The sequence below is a fragment of the Trinickia violacea genome (genome assembly GCF_005280735.1).
GTDB classification, from domain to species: Bacteria; Pseudomonadota; Gammaproteobacteria; order Burkholderiales; family Burkholderiaceae; genus Trinickia_A; species Trinickia_A violacea.
Genome location: NZ_CP040079.1, coordinates 1 through 18,008, shown reverse-complemented (window position 1 = coordinate 18,008; position 18,008 = coordinate 1). Strand labels below are relative to the sequence as shown.

The following is an 18,008-nucleotide window of genomic DNA, read 5'->3' as shown; positions in this document are numbered from 1 at the left end:
ATTTGCAAGTTGTTGATTCAAAACGATATTCTTTTAGAATGTCTGCATGCCCATCGTCACCCAAACTCCTAAGTCACTGATTTTCAAAGACATTCTTCTAGAATGTTCGCTACTCCGTTGCGAGGTTGGAGCGAATGAATTCGGCGATCTTCGCGCTCCACTCCTCAGCCACTGTATGGCCTTCCTTTCCGGTGAATCGCAACCCGACAACGCCGTTGCGGACGGAAATGTCGCACAGCTTCTTTTTTCCAACACTGATCGTTGTGACCTGTGGTGTCGCAGTAGGCTTTTGCATCTTGGGTGTAGCCAACGCGACGGCCATTTCCTGCGTCATCTTTTCGTCGGTGACGAGTTTTCCGATGGCTGTCACAACGCGCTCCTCCCCACCGTTCTGAGACAGCGTGGCGAGCTTCTGTGCTGCGTTTCCGCCAAGCCGGTGAGGGTTCGCCGCGATCAGTTCCTTGGCTGCGTCCGGCAGGTTCGAGAAGGAGAAAATCCGCGCGACGTGTCCTTGACTTAAGCCTGATGCGCGGATGATGTCCGCCTGGGTGAGTCCGGACAGTTCTTGCATACGCACGAACTGGCGGTATTTCTCATAGTCGGGTAGCGACGGCGCCAGCAGATTCGAAAACACTGCTGCGAGTTCTGCTTCTAACGGCGTGCCTTTAAACGGGATGCCTTTGATGTGCGCCCGCTTTAAGTCGTCTCGATAGATTCCAACGCGGTTGTGTCCCGCAATGATTTCGTTTCTGCCATCCGGGAGTGGCAGATATACGATCGGATACGCGAGGGGGTTCCCTTCAAGGTTTGCCCTCAATTCCGCGTACTCTTCCGCACTCAGAATGCGTCGGCGGCCTGGAACCTCGACGAGAGTGCTGATCTCGACATCTATGGCGCCGGCCGCTGCTGCGCCCGACTCGAGTTCCTCAATCCGCTTGCGCGCAAATGCGAGTTCGCTCTCCGCGACTTCGCGCCGTTCCTCCGCCTGATTTACCAGGTTTTGGGCATCAAAAATTCGCCCCGGTGACGTGCGCGGCGCTTCTCTTGTAGTCGTGCTGGCCCGCGTTGGGTCGGCGTGAATTGAGCTCGTGCGCTCGGATAGCTTCTTTCCAAATCCGGCCATTATTCAACTCCTTTTGCCCAGGCTCGCACCAGTTGACTGTCCAGATAGTCGGCGAGCCGATCGAACGGCTCGCGAATCCGCGCATACGCGGAACTGCTGACCTCGGATTTCGCCAAGTCATAAACCGTCGACAGCATTGCTGCCGCGCCAATCTGCACGCTCGACTCAGGAATCGAAATCGGAAGCACGCGCGCTCCATACGCCTTTGTGAGCCAGCCTTGAACGACACGCGAGAGTTCGGTGCTCTTCACCTTGGTCATCACCACGTTCACGAAGTCGTAGCGCTTCTGCGAGTTCACACCCGGCAACTTGCTTGCGACCTCAGAGAACAGTCGCCAAAACTGCGTAGAGCTTGCGAAGTCCATGCCTTCGGGCGGGCAGGGCAGCAGGATGGCGTCAGCGGCGACAAGTGCGTTCGTTGTAAGTTGGCTCAGAGCGGGCGGGGTATCAATAATCACGACGTCGTAATCGTTCAGATGCGGCTTCAGACCCTTATTGAGGATGTCCCAAAACTCGAACTTCCGATCGGTCAACAGTTTTGCGGGAACCTCGAATTCGGCATCGGACAGATAAGTCGTAGCCGGTATCAGGTCGAGGTTGTCCCAGTACGTTGAGCGAATCGCGTAGCCAACCGATTCCTGGTCACCGTAAAAGAGCGGAAGCAGCGTCTGATCCTCCGGCACTTCCGTTTCTGGGGCGTAACCACAGAGTTGCGTCGCCGACCCCTGAGGGTCGCAATCGATCACGAGCACCTTGCGTCCCAGGAGTGTCAGAGCCTGGGCGATCGAAACGGTGGTGGTAGTCTTGGTGACCCCGCCCTTGAAGTTTGCGACGGCATACACTCGTCCGCGCACGCCGGACGGTCTGACGGCGCGCTTTGAGGTGCCCCGAATCCACTGGATAGCTTCGCCCAGCGTGAACTCTTTTGCCCGTCCAGCGCCTTTGGATGTGCCAGCGGGAAGGTCGCCTTTGGTGGTCAGGTACTTCAGCCGCTGCTTGTCCAGGCCGCATAAGGATGCAAGACTTGCGCTCGTGAACATCGGCGCTTTCTTGCGCGGATACGGCTCGAGCATTGCGTCGCGAATCTGGTCCAGAATGTCAGTGGCCTGGCCAGCCAGAGCAACGAGATCTTCGATGGAAACGGACTGGTCAACTTCGGGCATTCTTGTGAGTTGGAGGTCGTTCGCGGTCACGATTCTGTCCTAGTGGCTGGTGGCCGGTGGGTTTCCCGGTTTGCGTGAAAATTTCAATTAACCGGGAGAATAATCGGTGCCCGAGTTAACTTCAAGTAAACTCTTAGGAGTTGCGGTCGGTGTTGCGCCGTGTTCACCGTGGTTCTAGCGTCACCGCCTCCACGCGCCTTTTGCGCATACAAAAGAAAAACCTCCCAATGGGCGGTCGCCTCGAGGTTTTTCTCCCTGCTTAGACCCACCTTTCCGCGATCCCGCCCGGACTAGGGCCAATCTGCCTCAACGGGGCAGGGCCCAGGCTCGGCGATCTGACTGATGCTTGATGTCTGATGCCTGATGCGCTATCCTGATGATGTTTGATGCGCGATGCTCAGGAGGCTCTCATGCGTACCACCCTTGATATCGACGATGACGTGCTCGCGGTCGTGCGCGCCCGCGCCGAGCGCGAGCACCTGTCCATCGGCCGCGTGCTGTCGACGCTCGCGCGCACGGCGCTGCAGCCGTCCGCGGCCGCGCCGGCCACGCGCAACGGCCTGCCCGTGCTGCCGAATGCGCGTACGGCGCGCCCGGTCACGCCAGAGCTCGTCAACCTGTTGCGCGACGAGGCGCCCTGATGACCTATCTGCTCGACGTCAACGTGCTGATCGCTCTGCTCGACACCGGCCACGTACAGCACGAGGCGGCCCACGCGTGGTTCGGCCAGGTCGGACACGCGGCCTGGGCGACCTGTCCGCTCACCGAAAACGGCGTGCTGCGCATCGTCGGCCATCCGCGCTATCCGAACACGCTCGAGACACCGGCCGCGGTCGCGCCGCTCGTGTCGCAGCTGCGCGCGCACCCCGGCCACCGGTTCTGGCCCGACGACGTGAGCCTGCTCGATGCGCAGCACGTCGATGCCAGCCGGATCCTGGCGACCGACCAGGTCACCGATACCTACCTGCTGGCGCTGGCGCGCGCGCACGGCGGCACGCTCGCGACTTTCGATCGGCGCCTGGTGGTCGACGCGGTGTCCGACGGCACACGGCACCTCGAAGTGATCACTTGAAGTCGGTGGAGGGAGACGGGCGATGCGCAAGGAATACGACCTGCAGACCGACGTGCTGGCGACCATCGTTGCGACGACGCCGGTCACCAAAAAGCACGCGGACCTGCTGACGGCATTCGCGACCCGCACGGATTACCGGGGTGCGCGCTACGTCATGACGCGTGACGAGTTCGGCGAGCGTCCTGCGCGCGTGCTCACTGCCGACGGCCGCGAAATCGCGGCCGACTATCGTGCCTGGATCGACGCTCAGCTCGCCGCGCACAGCGGCTCGGTGCGCGCGGTGTGGCTGGCGCACAAGGATGCCGGTTACCAGCTGACTGAGATCCAGCCGGTGTTGCACTACTTCGTCCATGACCGCGGCGGCGACCAGGACAATTTCGTGCAGCTCGCGGTGTGGGAAGAGCAGGAGTTCGTCGAGCGCGAGCTTTTTCCCCGCGATGACCGTTGGGGCTTGCCCAACGCCGACGAGCTCCGGAGCGGTTCGACCGGTATGGCCTTGATCGAGCGCAGCGAACGGCGCACGCTCGGTGCGCCCCGTTATCGGCTCAAGGACGCGATCGACATGCAGCAGTTCACGGCGATCGGGAACGCGGCGTATAAAGCGCATCGACACACCGAGGGCGAGCGCCGACTGACCGAGACAGACGGCGCGACGGGTGCGCAGCGTATCGTCACGCTCCGCGAGCTCACTCCCGGTTACGATCAAGTGCGCTGGCCCGAGCGCCGCTTCTTCGACGACTGGACCGCTTCCAGTGCCGGGCTTGCCGGCGAGCGTGCCTGCCTGCGCTGGACCTTCAACACCTCGGATTACACGGATCCGAGCGACGTTCGGTACCTCAGTTTCGTGCCGCAATGGGCGCATACGCGCAAGATCGCGGAACTGACGAACACCGGCAAGCTCGACCTCTACAGCCTGTACGGCAAGCTTAAGCAGCTCGACGAGCGGGTCGGCATGCCGTTCGCGTGGTACTTCTACGGTCTGCACGGCAACCTGGTGAAGAGCGGCCAGATGGAACGGGTGCTCGAGGCGGCCGAGGACGGGCTGATCGTGCTGCCGGAGCACGACTACCAAGTGCTGCGTCGCTGGCATCAGGTTCCCTACGGGTTTTAACGCAATGATGGAGCGTTGCCCGGCATGCGGGCATCGCGGCGAAGTTCACCTGGCTGATGACACGCACGACGGTGAAGCGAGCCACTGTGTGTCGTGCGGCGGGCCGGTCGTCCTGGAGTGGGACGGGGGCGTCACGTTGCATCCGAGCGTGGCGCCGGGCAACCGTCGTCGGTGAGCGGCGGGGGCGCGACGCGAGCCGGTCCGCGGAAGTGCCGTCAATGCCGCTAAGTCCTATTAGCGGCATTGCGTTTAATGCCCAGAATAGCTAATAATCTGCTTTAAGTGAGGGGAGGGCGGGATTGATTGAGGGTTTACCCTGTGTTGGCCGAGGCGAGGCCCACCCGGCGCGACTGCCTCAAGCTGACCGCCGCACGTACCGACCCGTCACCACCTACGACCATTTGTCTTGCCCAAGAGTAGCCGACACGGAGAGCCTATGCCGGGAGAAATGCGCATTCGGATCTGGGATGTCGAGCATGGCGCCTGCGCCATGGTGCAGCACGTTGTCCGCACACCATTTGGCGAACACGGCGGGCGGCTCGCGATGATCGATTCGGGACACGGTACAACCTTCCGCCCGAGCGAATACATCACGACAGTCTTGGGGCGAAATAGGCTGGACTACCTGTTCATCACGAACGCCGATCAGGACCACATGAGCGACCTTCAGGGACTGTGGGACGCCGGCATCTTCGTGCCCGTCGTGCATCGCAATCCCAGCCCCTCTGCGGCGGCGATGCGCGCCATGAAAGAGGAGTGCGGGCCGCTGACGCGCGACGCCGAGCGGTTTGTCCAGATATGCCGGGGATTCAATGGGACCATCGCCGAGCCGTTCAACCAGAACATGGGTGGCATCACCATGTCGGCGTTCTGGAATACCTATCCGCAGTTCACCGACACGAACAACTTGAGCCTGGCTGTCTTCATCAAGTACGGCAACTTCAAGATCCTCTTCCCGGGGGACCTCGAAAAGTCAGGTTGGCGTGCACTGTTGCAGCAGCCGGGCTTCCGAGCAGAACTGGTCGGCACGGACGTGCTGGTGGCATCGCATCATGGTAGGGAGAACGGATTCTGCGAGGACATCTTCAGGTACTTCACGCCGAGCTGCGTCGTGATTTCAGACAAGGCCATCGTGCACTCCACGCAGGAGACGGTGCCTGACTACCGCGCCATCGTCCGAGATCAGGGTGTGTTTGTCCGCACGACCATGAAGAATAGGCATGTTCTGACTACCCGTCGCGATGGCTGGATCCAGCTCACCGTCTATGACAACAGTACCTACGATATCGATAGCGAGAACGGTGGATGAGGAACACGCAACGATCATTGAAGGCTGGAAACATGCCCTGGCTGGTGTCGCTCGCCCTGCTGGATATCGCGATGCTGTTGGTGTTCGCCTTCCCTGCGGCTGTCGCTGCGACATCGCTCACGCTGTTAATGGGCCTGCGAGCGGCGCTCATGACAGTCCTGCCGATTGTCGTCCTCTTGCTGTCGGGCCTAGTCCCCCACACGGTCAAAGCGATGCTGGTGTTCTGGAAAGTCAGGAATGTGCTTCCCGGCCATGAGGCATTCACGCGGTATGGGCCAGCCGACCCCCGCGTCGACATGGTCGGCCTGCGTAAAAACGTTGGGGTGTTCCCGGTCGACCCCGCAGAGCAGAACGCGTTCTGGTACAGGCTATACAGGCGCGTTGAGTCCGAGGTACCTGTGGCGGACGCGCACAAGATGTATCTGTTGTGGCGTGACGCGGCTGCGCTGTCGTTACCGCTAATCCTTGTCGTTCCACTCCTGCTCCGTTGGGACGGCGCCACTGCGAAAGCCGCATGGATTGCGTGCGCAATCTTCGCGGCGCAGTACTTTCTGACCGCCATCGCTGCGAGGCATTGTGGAGTCCGGTTTGTCTGTAACGTGCTCGCCGTACACTCAACCAAGCGCATCACAACACCTCCGAAGGCATAGGACCGCCATGCAAAGAACCGGCAATCTACACACGTGGCCAACCTGGCTCAGCAATTGACCCTGCCTCCACACGCGCAGACGCGCACCGAATTCACTGCGTGGCGCCAAGGCTTCCCCGTCTTCATGAGCTACCTGCGGCAGGCGCTCCAGAAATACAGCGAACCGCGGTCGACGCGCGTGTCCCTGCTGCTCATCGGATTGCCAAGGAGTCGGCATGCGTAACCGAAAGCCCCGTCGTCCGCTCACGAAAAGCGAGCTGCTGCCGCTGCCGCCCGCCGACGTGTCGCGACTCTCGCTCAAGAACCACCTCGCGCTGGCCGCGCTGCGAGCCGGGCAGGCGGATGACGCGATGCTGACCCCGCTGATGAACGTGCTGTATTTCGCGTACTTCCTGCGCGATGCCGCTGCCATTGAGCAGGCCGAGCTGGCGCTGTTCCAGCGCGCGGAGGCGGCGCTCGAGGCGTGTGTCACGCGCGGCGAGGTAAGTGGCGTGTTTGCCCTCACCGAGGACGATCGTCCGGTGCTCGAGCAACTGGTGAGTCTCCACGATGCGCAACTGGCCAGCGTGCCGCGGCACCGCTTGCTCGACGCGTGGGCGCGCGTCGACCAGGTCACCCGCAGCGGTGGCCGCTCGCCGATCCCGACGGCCGAGGCCCCCTAATGGTGACATCCTGATGGCGAACCATCCCCAGCAGCTCGAGCTGCCTGCGCCACGTACCTACAGCCGGACCGAGTTCACGGCGCTGCGTGCCCGCGTCAAGGGCGTGTCCATCGCGACCATCGCGCGCCTGTATTTCGATCCGGATACGAGCCCCTACGCGGACGCACCGTACGAGCTCGAGCGCTTTCTGCGCACGATGCGCGACGACCTGGTGTCGCTCGCGCTCCGAGAGGGCTCATCGGTCCTGGTCGGCTACCTGAAACAGTCGATCGAGAAAACCGGTGAGCCGCGCTTGACGCCCGTGTCCCTGCAGCTCATCGAGGAGTCGGCAGGGCGGTGGGCTGTCGCCAAGCCCGAGGTGAGTCACTCGGTCGGCCGCTGGTTCCGGCCGCTGATCGCGGAGCGGCTTGCGCACGCGCACATGGCCACGCTGGGCGAGCTCATCACGTTCTGTAACCGGCGCGGTGGCAGCTGGTGGCGTGCGGTGCCGCGCATCGGCGCGCATCGCGCGCGCGTGATCGTCGCCTGGCTGCGCCGGCATGCCGACACGCTGGGAGCTACGATCGCGGTGGACGTCGAGCTCGCCGATCCGCTCGCCGCGCGCGGTGACGGCAGCGACGTCATCATGATCGAACCCGCTGGCCGGCACCTCGCGCCGCTCGAACGCGTCGCCTTGCCGCACGCCCTGTCCGGCGAGCGCGGGACGAACCGGTCGCTGGCGTTTCCGTATGTCCGCGCGCGGCATGACCTGGAGGCGATCCGGGCCTATCTGAATGGCTACACCGGCCAGCTGGCCACGCAGCGCGCGTATACCCGCGAGCTCGAGCGCTTGCTGCTGTGGTCGATCACGCAGCGCGGCGTGGCGCTGTCGTCGCTGACGGTCGAGGATTGCGAGGCGTACAAGGCGTTTCTCGCCGTGCCCGCGGAGGCCTTTACCGGGCCCCCGGCGCCGCGCCAATCGGGCCGCTGGCGCCCGTTCGCGCCGGGCGGCCTCTCGCCCGACAGCCAGCGGTATGCGGTGCGCGCGATTCGCGCGGCGTTCGACTGGCTGGTCGACGTGCGGTACCTGGCCGGCAATCCGTGGCGTGCCGTGAAAGACCCCAAGACCGTCAAGCGCGTGAAGAAGATGAAGATCGAGCGCGCCTTGCCGATCGACCTGTGGACCCGGGTGCGTACGTTTCTGGCCGACCGTAGCGAGAGCGCAGGCCCGGACGGGGCACGTTGGCGCTCCGCACGCGCGCTGCTGCTCCTAATGGGCGACGCGGGGTTGCGAGTCGCCGAGGCGGCCGCGAGTGCGCGTACGGCGCTGCAATGGCATCCGGCCGAGTACGACACCGGGCACGATACGCCGGCCACCTGGCAGCTCGAGGTGGTGGGCAAGGGCGACAAGGAGCGCTTCGTGACCATGAGCGAGGAGGGGATCGACGCGCTGCGGGCACACTGGGCCGATCGCGGGCTGGACTTTGACACCGCAACTGAAGACCTGCCACTGGTGGCGCCGCTCGTGATCCCGCCTACGCCTCACGCCAGAAAGAAGTTCGGACTGGAGGAAGGGGCCGGCGAGGTGGCGCAGACGGCCGGCGGCTACTCGGTGCGGGGCGCACGCGGCCTCACGACCTGGGTCATCCGACAACTGCTCGAGCACTTGCCCGATCTGAGCGAGTCCGAGCGTCGGCAGCTCGCCCGGACCTCGCCGCACGCGTTTCGGCACACGTTCGGCACGCAGTCGGTGGCGGCCGACGTCCCGCTCGACGTGGTGCAGCAGCTGCTCGGGCACGCCTCGTTGCAGACCACTTCCACCTACGTGACCGCAGAACAGCGGCGCATGCGCCGTGAAGTCGCGAAATATCACGCGCGCTTGGGTAGGTCGGGTGAGGGGCATTGAGGAAAGTGGGATGTTGCTGGCGTTGGAAATGAATCGCTACGGATAGCGGCTCGACGCACGACGCGCCGCTGGGTGATGTCTGGACCGGAGTCGTCGATGAAAATTAGCCAACTGACTCGCCGCGACATTGTCGACGCGATGGTTGCCGAACATTGGAACTGGGCCGGGCGCCTGGAAGAGTCGGAGTTTCTATCGCGCCTCTACGATCTCGAAAGGCTTCCATCGACCGACGGACGCTTCAAGAATGCCGCGGGCGATATCTGGCAGCATCGCGTCAACAATTTCGACTGGGACGAGGATTGGGTGTTCTACGATTCCCGGTTTGGCCTCATGAACGGGGACGACGAGCTCTTCCTGCGATTTTTGTGCGAGACCCTGCATCCCGTGATCCGTGCCGACGCCACGGAAGCTGAACGCATGTGTCAGCTGTTCAATCAACACCTACAGGCAGATGGGTTTCAATTGGTCGAGCGCACGCGCTTGTCCGGGCGTCCAGTCTATGTAGGACGGTTCGTCGGGGTCGTCGCGACTCCAGGTCTATCCGCCACACGGGAGACCCTTGCCGGTACGGACCCGGGATATGTGGCGCAACAAATCACACGGATGGACGCCGCGGTCGTCAACGATCCCGGCCTCGCGATCGGAACGGCCAAGGAATTGGTGGAAACCTGTTGCAAGACGATTCTGGCAGAACGCGGCATTGCGCACTCGAAGAACGCGGACCTTCCCGAGCTCGTGAAGCTGACCAGCAAGGAATTGGAACTCACCCCCGACGATATTCCGGAGCAAGCGAAAGCCGCTGAGACGATCAAGCGGCTGCTAAGCAACTTGGCAACCATCACACAGGGTGTGGCGGAGTTGAGAAACCACTACGGCACGGGTCACGGCAAAGCGATGGGCGCTAAAGGATTGCAATCCAGGCACGCCAAGCTTGCCGTCGGCGCCGCGTCAACTCTGGCCGTCTTCCTCGTCGAAACACACAATCAGCGCGGGAAGTAGGCGGTTCACAACTGCTGGAAGCGTAGACCAAAATGAAACTGTCTCCCACGCGAGCGCAGCCTCGTCATAACAAATCTATCGAGCAAGGAGCGGCAAAGTGGTTGATGAATACTGCTGGTGGTTCCTGTGCTTCGTTCCGTTAAAAGCGAACGCCCCCAAATTCTTCGGCTTCGCTGAATTCCTTGCCGCACTAGCCCTGATGGTGCTGGCCTGGACCATCGCCGAGTTTCGATACCAGTTTCGTGTCAGAACCGCGCCATTGCCGCTTCGGCACATCACTTTCGCTATGGTCGCAGCGGTGGGTCTGCTGACATTATTAACGGACCTGTGGCGCGCCGAACAATGGCTCGTTCCAGAAGGAGACTTTCTGACGCCCGAGATTTGGCAAGCTCTCCTGGGCGCGACCTTTCTCTTTACGTTCCTTGCATGGGCATGGTTCGCCTTTATTCGTCCGCCCGTCTACGGAAAGAGAAACGCTGAACGCTATGTGCGCGAATTGTATCGGGTGATCCTCAAAGGCTCTCCATCCGAACTCGCTATAGTTGCGGACGAATTCGCACATTCTGCAAAGTCAGTGATTCGATATGCCACTGAACAAACGCAGTTCGCGGAAGGACAACAAGATCTCCGTCCCCGGGTAGCGGCGTACGCCGATGACTTGTTGCTATTGATAGCAGACAGGAAATTTTGCCGTGCGGTGATCGAATCGTCATCCGGCACGGCACTCGCGATATTTCAGGAACTGGCTGAGACCAAGAAATACCGAGTGCAGATTGGTACATTTGCGAAAAACGTCGTCGGGGAAGCCTTCTTGAACAAGGATTCGTTCCTGTTCCACGAAACAGCAGGATATGAATCGGGTTTGATCGGCTACGTCAAGCCGCTCAGTAAGGCGATGTTCGGAAACTACCAGATGGTGGAAGCGATTGGAACATTGCTCGATGCGAAGCCGTCAAATGGAAACGCTGCCCAATGGGAAGCCTATTGCCGTCTAGTGCTGGTTACCTTTCGCGACTACGTCAATGGCGGGATGGGTGGACACTCCTTTGTTCTACATAGGGCGAAGGGCTATATACAAGCAGCCGTATCCGATCTCTACAAGATCGACGGGATGCCAGAGAATGCTTGGGATGACGACATACATAACAGGCTCCACGTAGTGGTGAAATTCATCAGGGACGCAGTTGACATTCTTGACAAAAAGGGTGTGCCACCTTATGTCCGATTGCGGATAAGAAAGAATGCAGGGCCGCCACATGAGACGTTTTACGATCACTTTGCCAGCATGATCTTCGAGGTCGTTTTCAGGGCGTCCTGTGTCAAGTCTCCGCAGGACCTCTGCTGGGGGATTCAATACGTTGCCGTCTGGGGTGAACTGTTCGAGTTTGGTTCGCTGAACAGCGGAGCGGGCAAGATTGTGAAGTTCAAGGCGCGCCGCTTGATATACGATGAAATCATCCGGATGGGGAAATTCCCGAACTTCAAAGGCGCCAGGGTTCTGAGCCTGTGCCTGAACCTCATGGGACTGGCATGCGACAAAGGTAGGGACAGTCGCGATACTATGGCGCTCCACAAAGCTGTCCTATCCTGGACGAAGAAACACTTCGTCTGGTTACATGCCTATAACTCCCGAGTTGGCGAAGCATGTCTGATTAACGGCATCAGTTATGAAGCAGAGAATCGTCGACTCGTGAGAACCTACCCAGCGGAAGGGCTACGACGCCAAGCCTCGACAATTTACCTGGACTTGGACCCGGCTCCCGAGGAATCAGTTGATTCACCAGAGAGCTGATGGAATATCGTCCGCCTCCGTAGACTCGGGAAAGACCATGCTGAAAGGCGGGATCGCTCACTCCCCCGATGCCTGTACAACAAGGAAATCAGAGAAATGATCAGCAGCAACGACTGGTTTGTTGATGCCTATGCGAGCCTTGGCTTTCGTGCAAGCCCGTTTAGCGTACTCGCGCTTCGGGCAGATGAGATGGGCCAACGGTTGATGGTCGGCCGGGATGCCCAGATCAAGGAGGTAGCGCAACGGCTGCTTAACCACGGCAAGATAACATGCCTGGACGGACATATCGGGGTCGGAAAAACGAGTCTCGTAAACGTTGCTGCATACGAGTGCTTCCAAGCGTTCCTGCACGGTAGGACAACCCAGTTGCTGATCCCGCTTGATGAGTCATTCCAGCTTACCAAAGACGAGAACGTGGAAGCCTTTTGTGCGAACGTTTTTCGCAAAGTCGCGAATGTGCTGCTTGCTCGCCGGGAACACCTTGTCGCCTATTCCCTTCCCGGTCCCGGACTTCAACTGGTCGACGCGTGGCTGAATTCGCCCGTTATCCAGCACCTCAATGCCTCCGCGGGAGTGGGAATTACCTTCGGCGCCCATTCGGGCGACAGTACTACAGGTTTAGGCGGAAACGCGAGCGCAGGCCGTTCCAGTCAGATAAACACAGGATCCGGTTTTGCCCAGGAAGGCCTTGAACACCTAGTGCGGGACTGGCTCAACCAGATCTTCTCCGTGCAGGGTAACGGGGGCGTTGTCTGCGTGATCGACAATCTCGAACTCCTTGAATCGGGGGCGGCCGCCCGGCGAACTCTTGAGGCGCTCAGGGACCGTCTGTTCAACGTGAACGGCCTGCGGTGGGTCTTCTGCGGTGCAAACGGCGTTATCCACAGCCTCGCCGCGTCACCGCGCCTAGCTTCGTTCCTGAATACGCCGATCGTGGAGGTGGGCAATATCCGCTCAGGTTTTATCAAACCGTTGATCGAAGCAAGATTGAAGGAATTCCTGATGGATCCGGCCGAGGTTGAGAAGTGCCTTCCCCTGCGACTTGAAGACATCGAATTTCTCTACCAGATCCTGAATTCCAACTTGAGAGATTTGCTCGGCTACGTGGATAGCTACTGCCGGCACCTGGTATCGATTGGAAAGGGTGACGTTCACCAAGACCACAAGCACGCCCGGTTTAAAAAGTGGCTGGACGGTGAAACTACGGAGAGTTACAGCGCGATCTCAAGCCGTATCTCGAAGGACGCCTGGGCGGTCCTTGACATCGCCATGAGCGATACCTTCAAGGGAACGTTCGGTGTAGGTGACTACGGCTCGTTCAATTCAAACAGCAAGATTGCACTTTCGCAGACTTCGTTCCCGAAGTGGCTGCGGGATCTTGAAAGACTAGGACTGCTGACCCAGTCTATCGATGATGGATCGGGGGAGGATGACGGCTTCAAGCGCGACGTGTTCACGGTGACAGCAAAGGGCGCATTGATCCATTATGCGCGTCTGATCAAGAATGAGACACAGTCATTACTTGCGCCGGTCGAATGGTTGAAACGAGTTCATACGCGTAACGCCTGATGGTTAGGCTACCTTAGCTCTCTTTGAAAAGAGAGATTGCTAACGATTGTCACGCGGCGTCATTCACGACGCTTCGAGCGCGCACCTCGCGGTCGCAATCCTCATCCGCGCTCATTTCTGAATCTGTTCCTGGCCGATCTGATGGCAGCGACCGAGTCACCGAAGTCGAAATGAATTACCAAATAAACAGCTGACCCCGCAAGCGCCGGCCGCCGCCTCGAGGCCGACGCCCTCGCTTGTGCATGGCAAGGTTCGATGCCCGGTGTTCCGATGGAGCACCGGGCGTTTCTTTCGTGCGCGCTCGCGCGCGAGACTGATGCCAGCGCCCGCGCCCTGCGCGGGCGAAACACCTGCACCAGCACCCAGCGCAGCTGGGTGAAGAGACGCGTAGCCGCGTGCGGCTACGCGTTGTGTGTCCGGGCAGGCCGGGGAAACCGTGTTTGCGTTCCCTCCTTTCGTATCGGGTTAAGCGCGTGAACCTGCCGTCCGGCCCGCCTCTTTTCGACGCATAGCTCACGGCACTCAGCCCACAAGGGTGCGGCTTCGCCCACGTCCTCGCCCGTTCGGTGCTCGCCTTCGGCTGCGCTCCGCGGTGCGGCCTGCGGGCGTGCCCTTGCAGTCTGCCTGCCGCTCGCTAACCACGCGTCGAGGCGGCTCCGGAAGGCAGATTCACAACCTAGATAGCGTCAAGCAGCATGGCCGGTTTACCGACAATCATTTTGGCCGGTCGACCGGGGTGATTGTCGGTGGTTATCCGGTCATGGTTGTCGCTCCTTCCTGGTGATTGTCGCTGGATGATTGTCGGCGCCGGCCAGTCTGTTTGTCGCTGGCCGTTCGACGGCGGTAGCTTTCGACGTTCATCTCGAAGATCGTCGAGTGATGGACGAGCCGGTCGATCGCGGCGACCGTCATGCCGGGATCCGGAAACACGTCGTTCCAGCCCGAGAACGGCTGGTTGGCCGTGATCAGAAGGCTGCGGCGCTCATATCTTTCGGCGATCAGCTCGAACAGCACGCTCGTTTCGGCCTGGTCCTTTCGGGCGTACGACAGATCGTCCAGGATGATCAGGTCGAAGCGGTCGAGCTTGGCAAGGGCCGAAGGCAGTTGCAGGCTCTGACGCGCGGCCTGCAGTTTCTGCACGATTTCGCTCGTACGTGTGAACAGCACGCGGTAACCCGCGTCAATCAGCGCGTGTCCGAGAGCGCATCCCAAGTGACTTTTCCCGACCCCAGGCGGGCCAAACAGGAGTACTGTGGCGCCTTTCTCGAGCCACGAATCTCCGGTCGCCAGTGCCATCACGTGGGCTTTGGAGACCATCGGCACCATGCCGAAGTCGAAGGTAGCCAGTGTCTTGGTCGGATCGAGATGCGACTCGGCGCGGTGTCGCTCGATGCGCCGCTTGGCGCGCTCGGCCAGTTCGTGCTCAAGCAGTGCACCCAGCAGTCGAGTCGCCTGCCAGCCTTCCTTGTCGGAGCGCTGGGCGAACTCGGGCCACAGGCGGGCCATGGTCGGCAGGCGCAGTTCATTGAGCATCAGGGCCAGTCGGCCGGCATCGTAAGCGAGTGTACTCATGCCACCTCCTTGCCCAGGAGATCGTCATAGGAGCTGACCGGTGGAATCTCGACATTGACCACCGGGCAGTCGACCTGTCGCGGTGCAAGCTCCTCGCGCAACGCCTTCAGATCCGGCAATCTGCCGTCCACCAGCAATGCGTTCAGGCGCGCGGCCAGCACGGCTTCGACGCCATCGAGCGCGGCGAGCTCAAGCAGTCCGACCATCGTCTTGCAGGCGTCGCGTTGCGTCAGCCGTACCTCGAGCTGCTCCCACGTCCGGCGATAGGCCTCACGCGGAAACAGCTCGTCGCGGAACGCGAGTCCCTTGAAGGCCTGCGGCTTGCGCTTGAGGCCCTCGATGAAGTGTCGGTAATCGAGGGCGCGGCGGTTGTCGCCGGCACGCGAGCCGCGCGGGGTGCTGTGCACCAGCGCACCGGACAAATAGCAGTCGAGCCGGTCGCCATAGACTCGCACCTTCAGGCGGTGGCCGATCAATCGCGACGGGGCGCTGTAAAGGATGCCGCGCACGGTGAAGGTGCTGCAGCGTGTGACGCGCGCCTCTTCCTCAACGAAGTCGGTCGTGCGCCGCAGCGGCAGATCGATAAGCTGCTCGCGCTCGAGGCGGAACGCTGCTGCATTGCGCCGGTTGCGGCGCATGACGATCTCGCGCAGGAACTCGTCGTAGGCCGCGCGATCGACGAAGTCCCGGTGACCGCGCAACATCAACGCCTGGTCGACGGACTCCTTCAGATAGCGATGTGACGACTCCACACTGCCGTTCTCGTGACCCTGGCCGCGATTGTTGCGCGTGCCGACCATGCCGTAATGCTCGAGCAGCGCGGCGTAGCGCACCGTGAAGTCCTCTTCGTCCTGCAGATTCTTGAACGCCGCCGACAAACTGTCGGTGCGGTGCTCGAGCGGGCAACCGCCGGCCTGCCAGAGCGCGTTCTGCAAGCCCGTAGATAGGGCTTCGAAACTCTCGCCGCCTTCGACGACATTGGCGTATTCCCAACGCGAGAAGGCCAGCACGAAGTGGTACAGCCGGTGAGCGAATGGCGTTCCGGCGATGGTCACGCGCAGTTCAGCCATGTCGGTAAAGTCTGACAGGCCCCGCGCGCCGGGCTCATGCTGCTGCGGGAAGAAGACTTCCTTCGGCGGCCCGGACATTGCTCTCCAATGCCTCACGCGTCGCTCGAGCGTGCGGCGTGTGCTGTCGGGATACTGCCCGGGATGATCGTCCTGCAGCTTGCGCAGGATCGTGATCGCCTGCAATTGCGGCGCGTTCATGAGCATCGCGACGACTTCGGTGTCCCAGACGTCGGCGAACGGATCAGGGCGCGAACGCCAATAGCCTCGTGGCTTCTGGGACGGCAGTGAGGCATCTCGTTCTATGCGCCGGGCACTGCGCACGCTGATGCCGGCCTTGGCGGCGGCGATCTCCTGAGAGTGGTGTTTGCGTTTGGACATGTAGAGGCGAACCTGTTGGTCGGTGATACGGGTTCCGGACATGCGGCTGATCGCTTCTTCTTGATTTGATCAGCCATCGTAGAACCCGGCCGACTCGGCGCCGCCGGTGGGGAGAACTCTCCGGCGGCTACGCCGCCTCCGACTTCTCCCCACCGGCCAAAACCTCCGTCGCTATACCGGCCAAAATGATTGTCGCCGCGCACAACCCGACACGAAAGGACGAAACATGAACGCAAACACCCCCAACCAACCCCGCCACACCCACAACGCGGGCGTTCCCCCCGCACCCCCCGAGGCCCACCCAAAGGCAGGATTGGGGCGTCGCTATCTGTCGTGCGCCGAGACGGCCAAGCTCGTGCGTCAGGCACTGAAAGAAGCGTTCCCCGGCGTGAAATTCGGCGTGCGTAGCAGCACCTACAGCGGAGGTGCATCAATCAGCGTGCGATGGGAGGACGGCCCGAACACGGCGCAGGTTGAAGCCATCACGAACCGGTTTAAGGGCGCCTACTTCGATGGCTCGATCGACTACAAGGGCAGCGTCTATCACATGATGGACGGCCAGCAGATCAGCTTTGGCGCCGACTACATTTTTACTTCGCGCAGCTACACCGAAGCGAGTATCGAGCGCGCAATCGATACGGTTTTCCGGCACTTTCGCGCGAATTTTCGCGAAGCCGGCCTCGAGCGCCCGACGGTCGCGCAGTACCGGAAAGGCCAGCTGATGCACTTTCGGTTCGCGGACGTCCAGCAAGAAATCAGCCAAGTACTTTGGAAACACTCCGATCGCCTTAGCGTCGCGAAAAGCGCGACGGCCGCAAAGGTGTTCGTTACGCACGACGACGGATACAGCCGTTCGTGCGGCTGCGGTATTTCTTTTGTCCCGCAAGACCTGTAAAGCCTCCGCGCCCGCTTAGGCGGGCTCCGACTGAAAACCGTTTGGACTTCGAAATAGAGGATTGACCATGGTTCACGTTATTAGCGCCGACCAGGTGCGCGAAGCAATGCTCGAATATGTGCACCTTCGCGCTGAGCAGCTTACGAGCATGGCGCACCTTTTTGCGACCGCCGGATCCGTGCGCGTCATCGACGGTGTGCGCGTGCATGTCGTGCCGTTCGAGGATGCCGAGGACGCGTACGGCTGGACGCAGAGCGCCGAAGAATGCAAGTGCGGTGACCTGATCGTATGGGGCCGCACGGTGGCCGTGCTGGATCGTGCATGGCCCGTCACGGTACGCGGCGATGGCGAGGCTTTTCACCGTCTGAAAGACGGCGTGACATTTGAGACCCACGAAGGCGGCAAATATGCCCACGCCGCGCGCATTGCCCGGTCGCTTCGCCTCACTCCGTTTTAATCGGCATCGTCGTCGGGCTCGAAGGGCGTTTTTCCCGGCGAACGGTTAAGCCAGATCCGTTCATAGCCCACCAGATCGCACAGAATGGCCCATGCAGAGTACGGAATTGCCGCATCCTCGCTGATCCAGCGCCGCACCTGTCGGCCGCCGTTATCACTCAGTCCCAGTACGCGCGCGACGCCGCGCCCGGGAAGGCCCGTCCGCCTGACGACCTCCTGGATTTCGGATCCGCGCGGTCGTTCCCATTCATCAGCTGCCCGCAGGCACTCAGGCCGAATCTCCACCTGATAGCTTTCACTCAT

General features: G+C 61.1%; 17 protein-coding genes. 12 read left to right on the top strand and 5 right to left on the bottom strand.

Going from position 1 to position 18,008, the window contains the following annotated elements; translation table 11 throughout:
* Positions 1–109 precede the first annotated feature (109 nt).
* On the bottom strand, positions 110–1,123 hold the full coding sequence (locus FAZ95_RS38755; RefSeq protein ID WP_137337839.1) for a ParB/RepB/Spo0J family partition protein: 1,014 nt from the start codon (positions 1,121–1,123) through the stop codon (positions 110–112).
* Positions 1,123–2,316 (bottom strand): ParA family protein, encoded by a 1,194-nt coding sequence (locus FAZ95_RS38750; protein ID WP_254700421.1) that lies wholly within the window; start codon positions 2,314–2,316, stop codon positions 1,123–1,125. Before FAZ95_RS38750 ends, FAZ95_RS38755 begins: the two co-directional genes overlap by 1 nt.
* Before the next feature lie 380 nt (positions 2,317–2,696).
* Here FAZ95_RS38750 and FAZ95_RS38745 point away from each other — a divergent pair, with 380 nt between their 5' ends.
* The 10 genes from FAZ95_RS38745 to FAZ95_RS38700 all read left to right on the top strand — a co-directional run bounded on the left by FAZ95_RS38745 (position 2,697) and on the right by FAZ95_RS38700 (position 13,334).
* A complete protein-coding gene (locus tag FAZ95_RS38745; RefSeq protein ID WP_137337838.1) occupies positions 2,697–2,927 on the top strand; it encodes a CopG family transcriptional regulator in 231 nt (76 codons plus the stop codon).
* On the top strand, positions 2,927–3,358 hold the full coding sequence (locus tag FAZ95_RS38740; RefSeq protein WP_137337837.1) for a TA system VapC family ribonuclease toxin: 432 nt from the start codon (positions 2,927–2,929) through the stop codon (positions 3,356–3,358). The genes FAZ95_RS38745 and FAZ95_RS38740 overlap by 1 nt, the downstream gene beginning before the upstream one ends.
* Positions 3,359–3,380: 22 nt before the next feature.
* Positions 3,381–4,469, top strand: coding sequence for a hypothetical protein (locus FAZ95_RS38735; RefSeq protein WP_137337836.1), 1,089 nt, complete (start codon positions 3,381–3,383; stop codon positions 4,467–4,469).
* Positions 4,470–4,905: 436 nt separating this feature from the next.
* Positions 4,906–5,778, top strand: coding sequence for a ComEC/Rec2 family competence protein (locus tag FAZ95_RS38730; protein WP_137337835.1), 873 nt, complete (start codon positions 4,906–4,908; stop codon positions 5,776–5,778).
* A 32-nt stretch (positions 5,779–5,810) separates the two neighbouring features.
* Positions 5,811–6,428, top strand: coding sequence for a hypothetical protein (locus FAZ95_RS38725; protein WP_137337834.1), 618 nt, complete (start codon positions 5,811–5,813; stop codon positions 6,426–6,428).
* Positions 6,429–6,642: 214 nt separating this feature from the next.
* Positions 6,643–7,089, top strand: a complete 447-nt coding sequence (locus tag FAZ95_RS38720) for a hypothetical protein (protein WP_137337833.1) — start codon at positions 6,643–6,645, stop codon at positions 7,087–7,089.
* A 13-nt stretch (positions 7,090–7,102) separates the two neighbouring features.
* Complete coding sequence (locus tag FAZ95_RS38715; protein WP_137337832.1) at positions 7,103–8,974, top strand: site-specific integrase; 1,872 nt, start codon at positions 7,103–7,105, stop codon at positions 8,972–8,974.
* A 96-nt stretch (positions 8,975–9,070) separates the two neighbouring features.
* Positions 9,071–9,973, top strand: a complete 903-nt coding sequence (locus FAZ95_RS38710; RefSeq protein ID WP_137337831.1) for an abortive infection family protein — start codon at positions 9,071–9,073, stop codon at positions 9,971–9,973.
* A gap of 97 nt (positions 9,974–10,070) precedes the next feature.
* Positions 10,071–11,765: a hypothetical protein gene (locus FAZ95_RS38705; RefSeq protein ID WP_137337830.1), complete on the top strand. Its 1,695-nt coding sequence runs from the start codon at positions 10,071–10,073 to the stop codon at positions 11,763–11,765.
* A 96-nt stretch (positions 11,766–11,861) separates the two neighbouring features.
* A complete protein-coding gene (locus FAZ95_RS38700; protein ID WP_137337829.1) occupies positions 11,862–13,334 on the top strand; it encodes a putative GTPase in 1,473 nt (490 codons plus the stop codon).
* A 750-nt stretch (positions 13,335–14,084) separates the two neighbouring features.
* Here the strand turns inward: FAZ95_RS38700 and istB are convergent.
* Positions 14,085–14,906 (bottom strand): IS21-like element helper ATPase IstB, encoded by an 822-nt coding sequence (istB, locus tag FAZ95_RS38695; protein ID WP_137337828.1) that lies wholly within the window; start codon positions 14,904–14,906, stop codon positions 14,085–14,087.
* Entirely contained in the window at positions 14,903–16,396 is a 1,494-nt protein-coding gene (gene istA / locus FAZ95_RS38690; RefSeq protein WP_137337827.1) for an IS21 family transposase, read from the bottom strand. Before istA ends, istB begins: the two co-directional genes overlap by 4 nt.
* A gap of 184 nt (positions 16,397–16,580) precedes the next feature.
* Between istA and FAZ95_RS38680 the strand changes: the two genes are divergently transcribed.
* A complete protein-coding gene (locus FAZ95_RS38680; protein ID WP_217497501.1) occupies positions 16,581–17,249 on the top strand; it encodes an LPD29 domain-containing protein in 669 nt (222 codons plus the stop codon).
* Positions 17,250–17,310: 61 nt separating this feature from the next.
* Entirely contained in the window at positions 17,311–17,706 is a 396-nt protein-coding gene (locus tag FAZ95_RS38675; RefSeq protein WP_137337826.1) for a hypothetical protein, read from the top strand.
* On the opposite strand, the gene FAZ95_RS38670 is transcribed toward FAZ95_RS38675, so the two are convergent.
* On the bottom strand, positions 17,703–18,008 hold the full coding sequence (locus FAZ95_RS38670) for an XRE family transcriptional regulator (protein ID WP_137337825.1): 306 nt from the start codon (positions 18,006–18,008) through the stop codon (positions 17,703–17,705). The two genes, FAZ95_RS38675 and FAZ95_RS38670, sit on opposite strands and share 4 nt — an antisense overlap.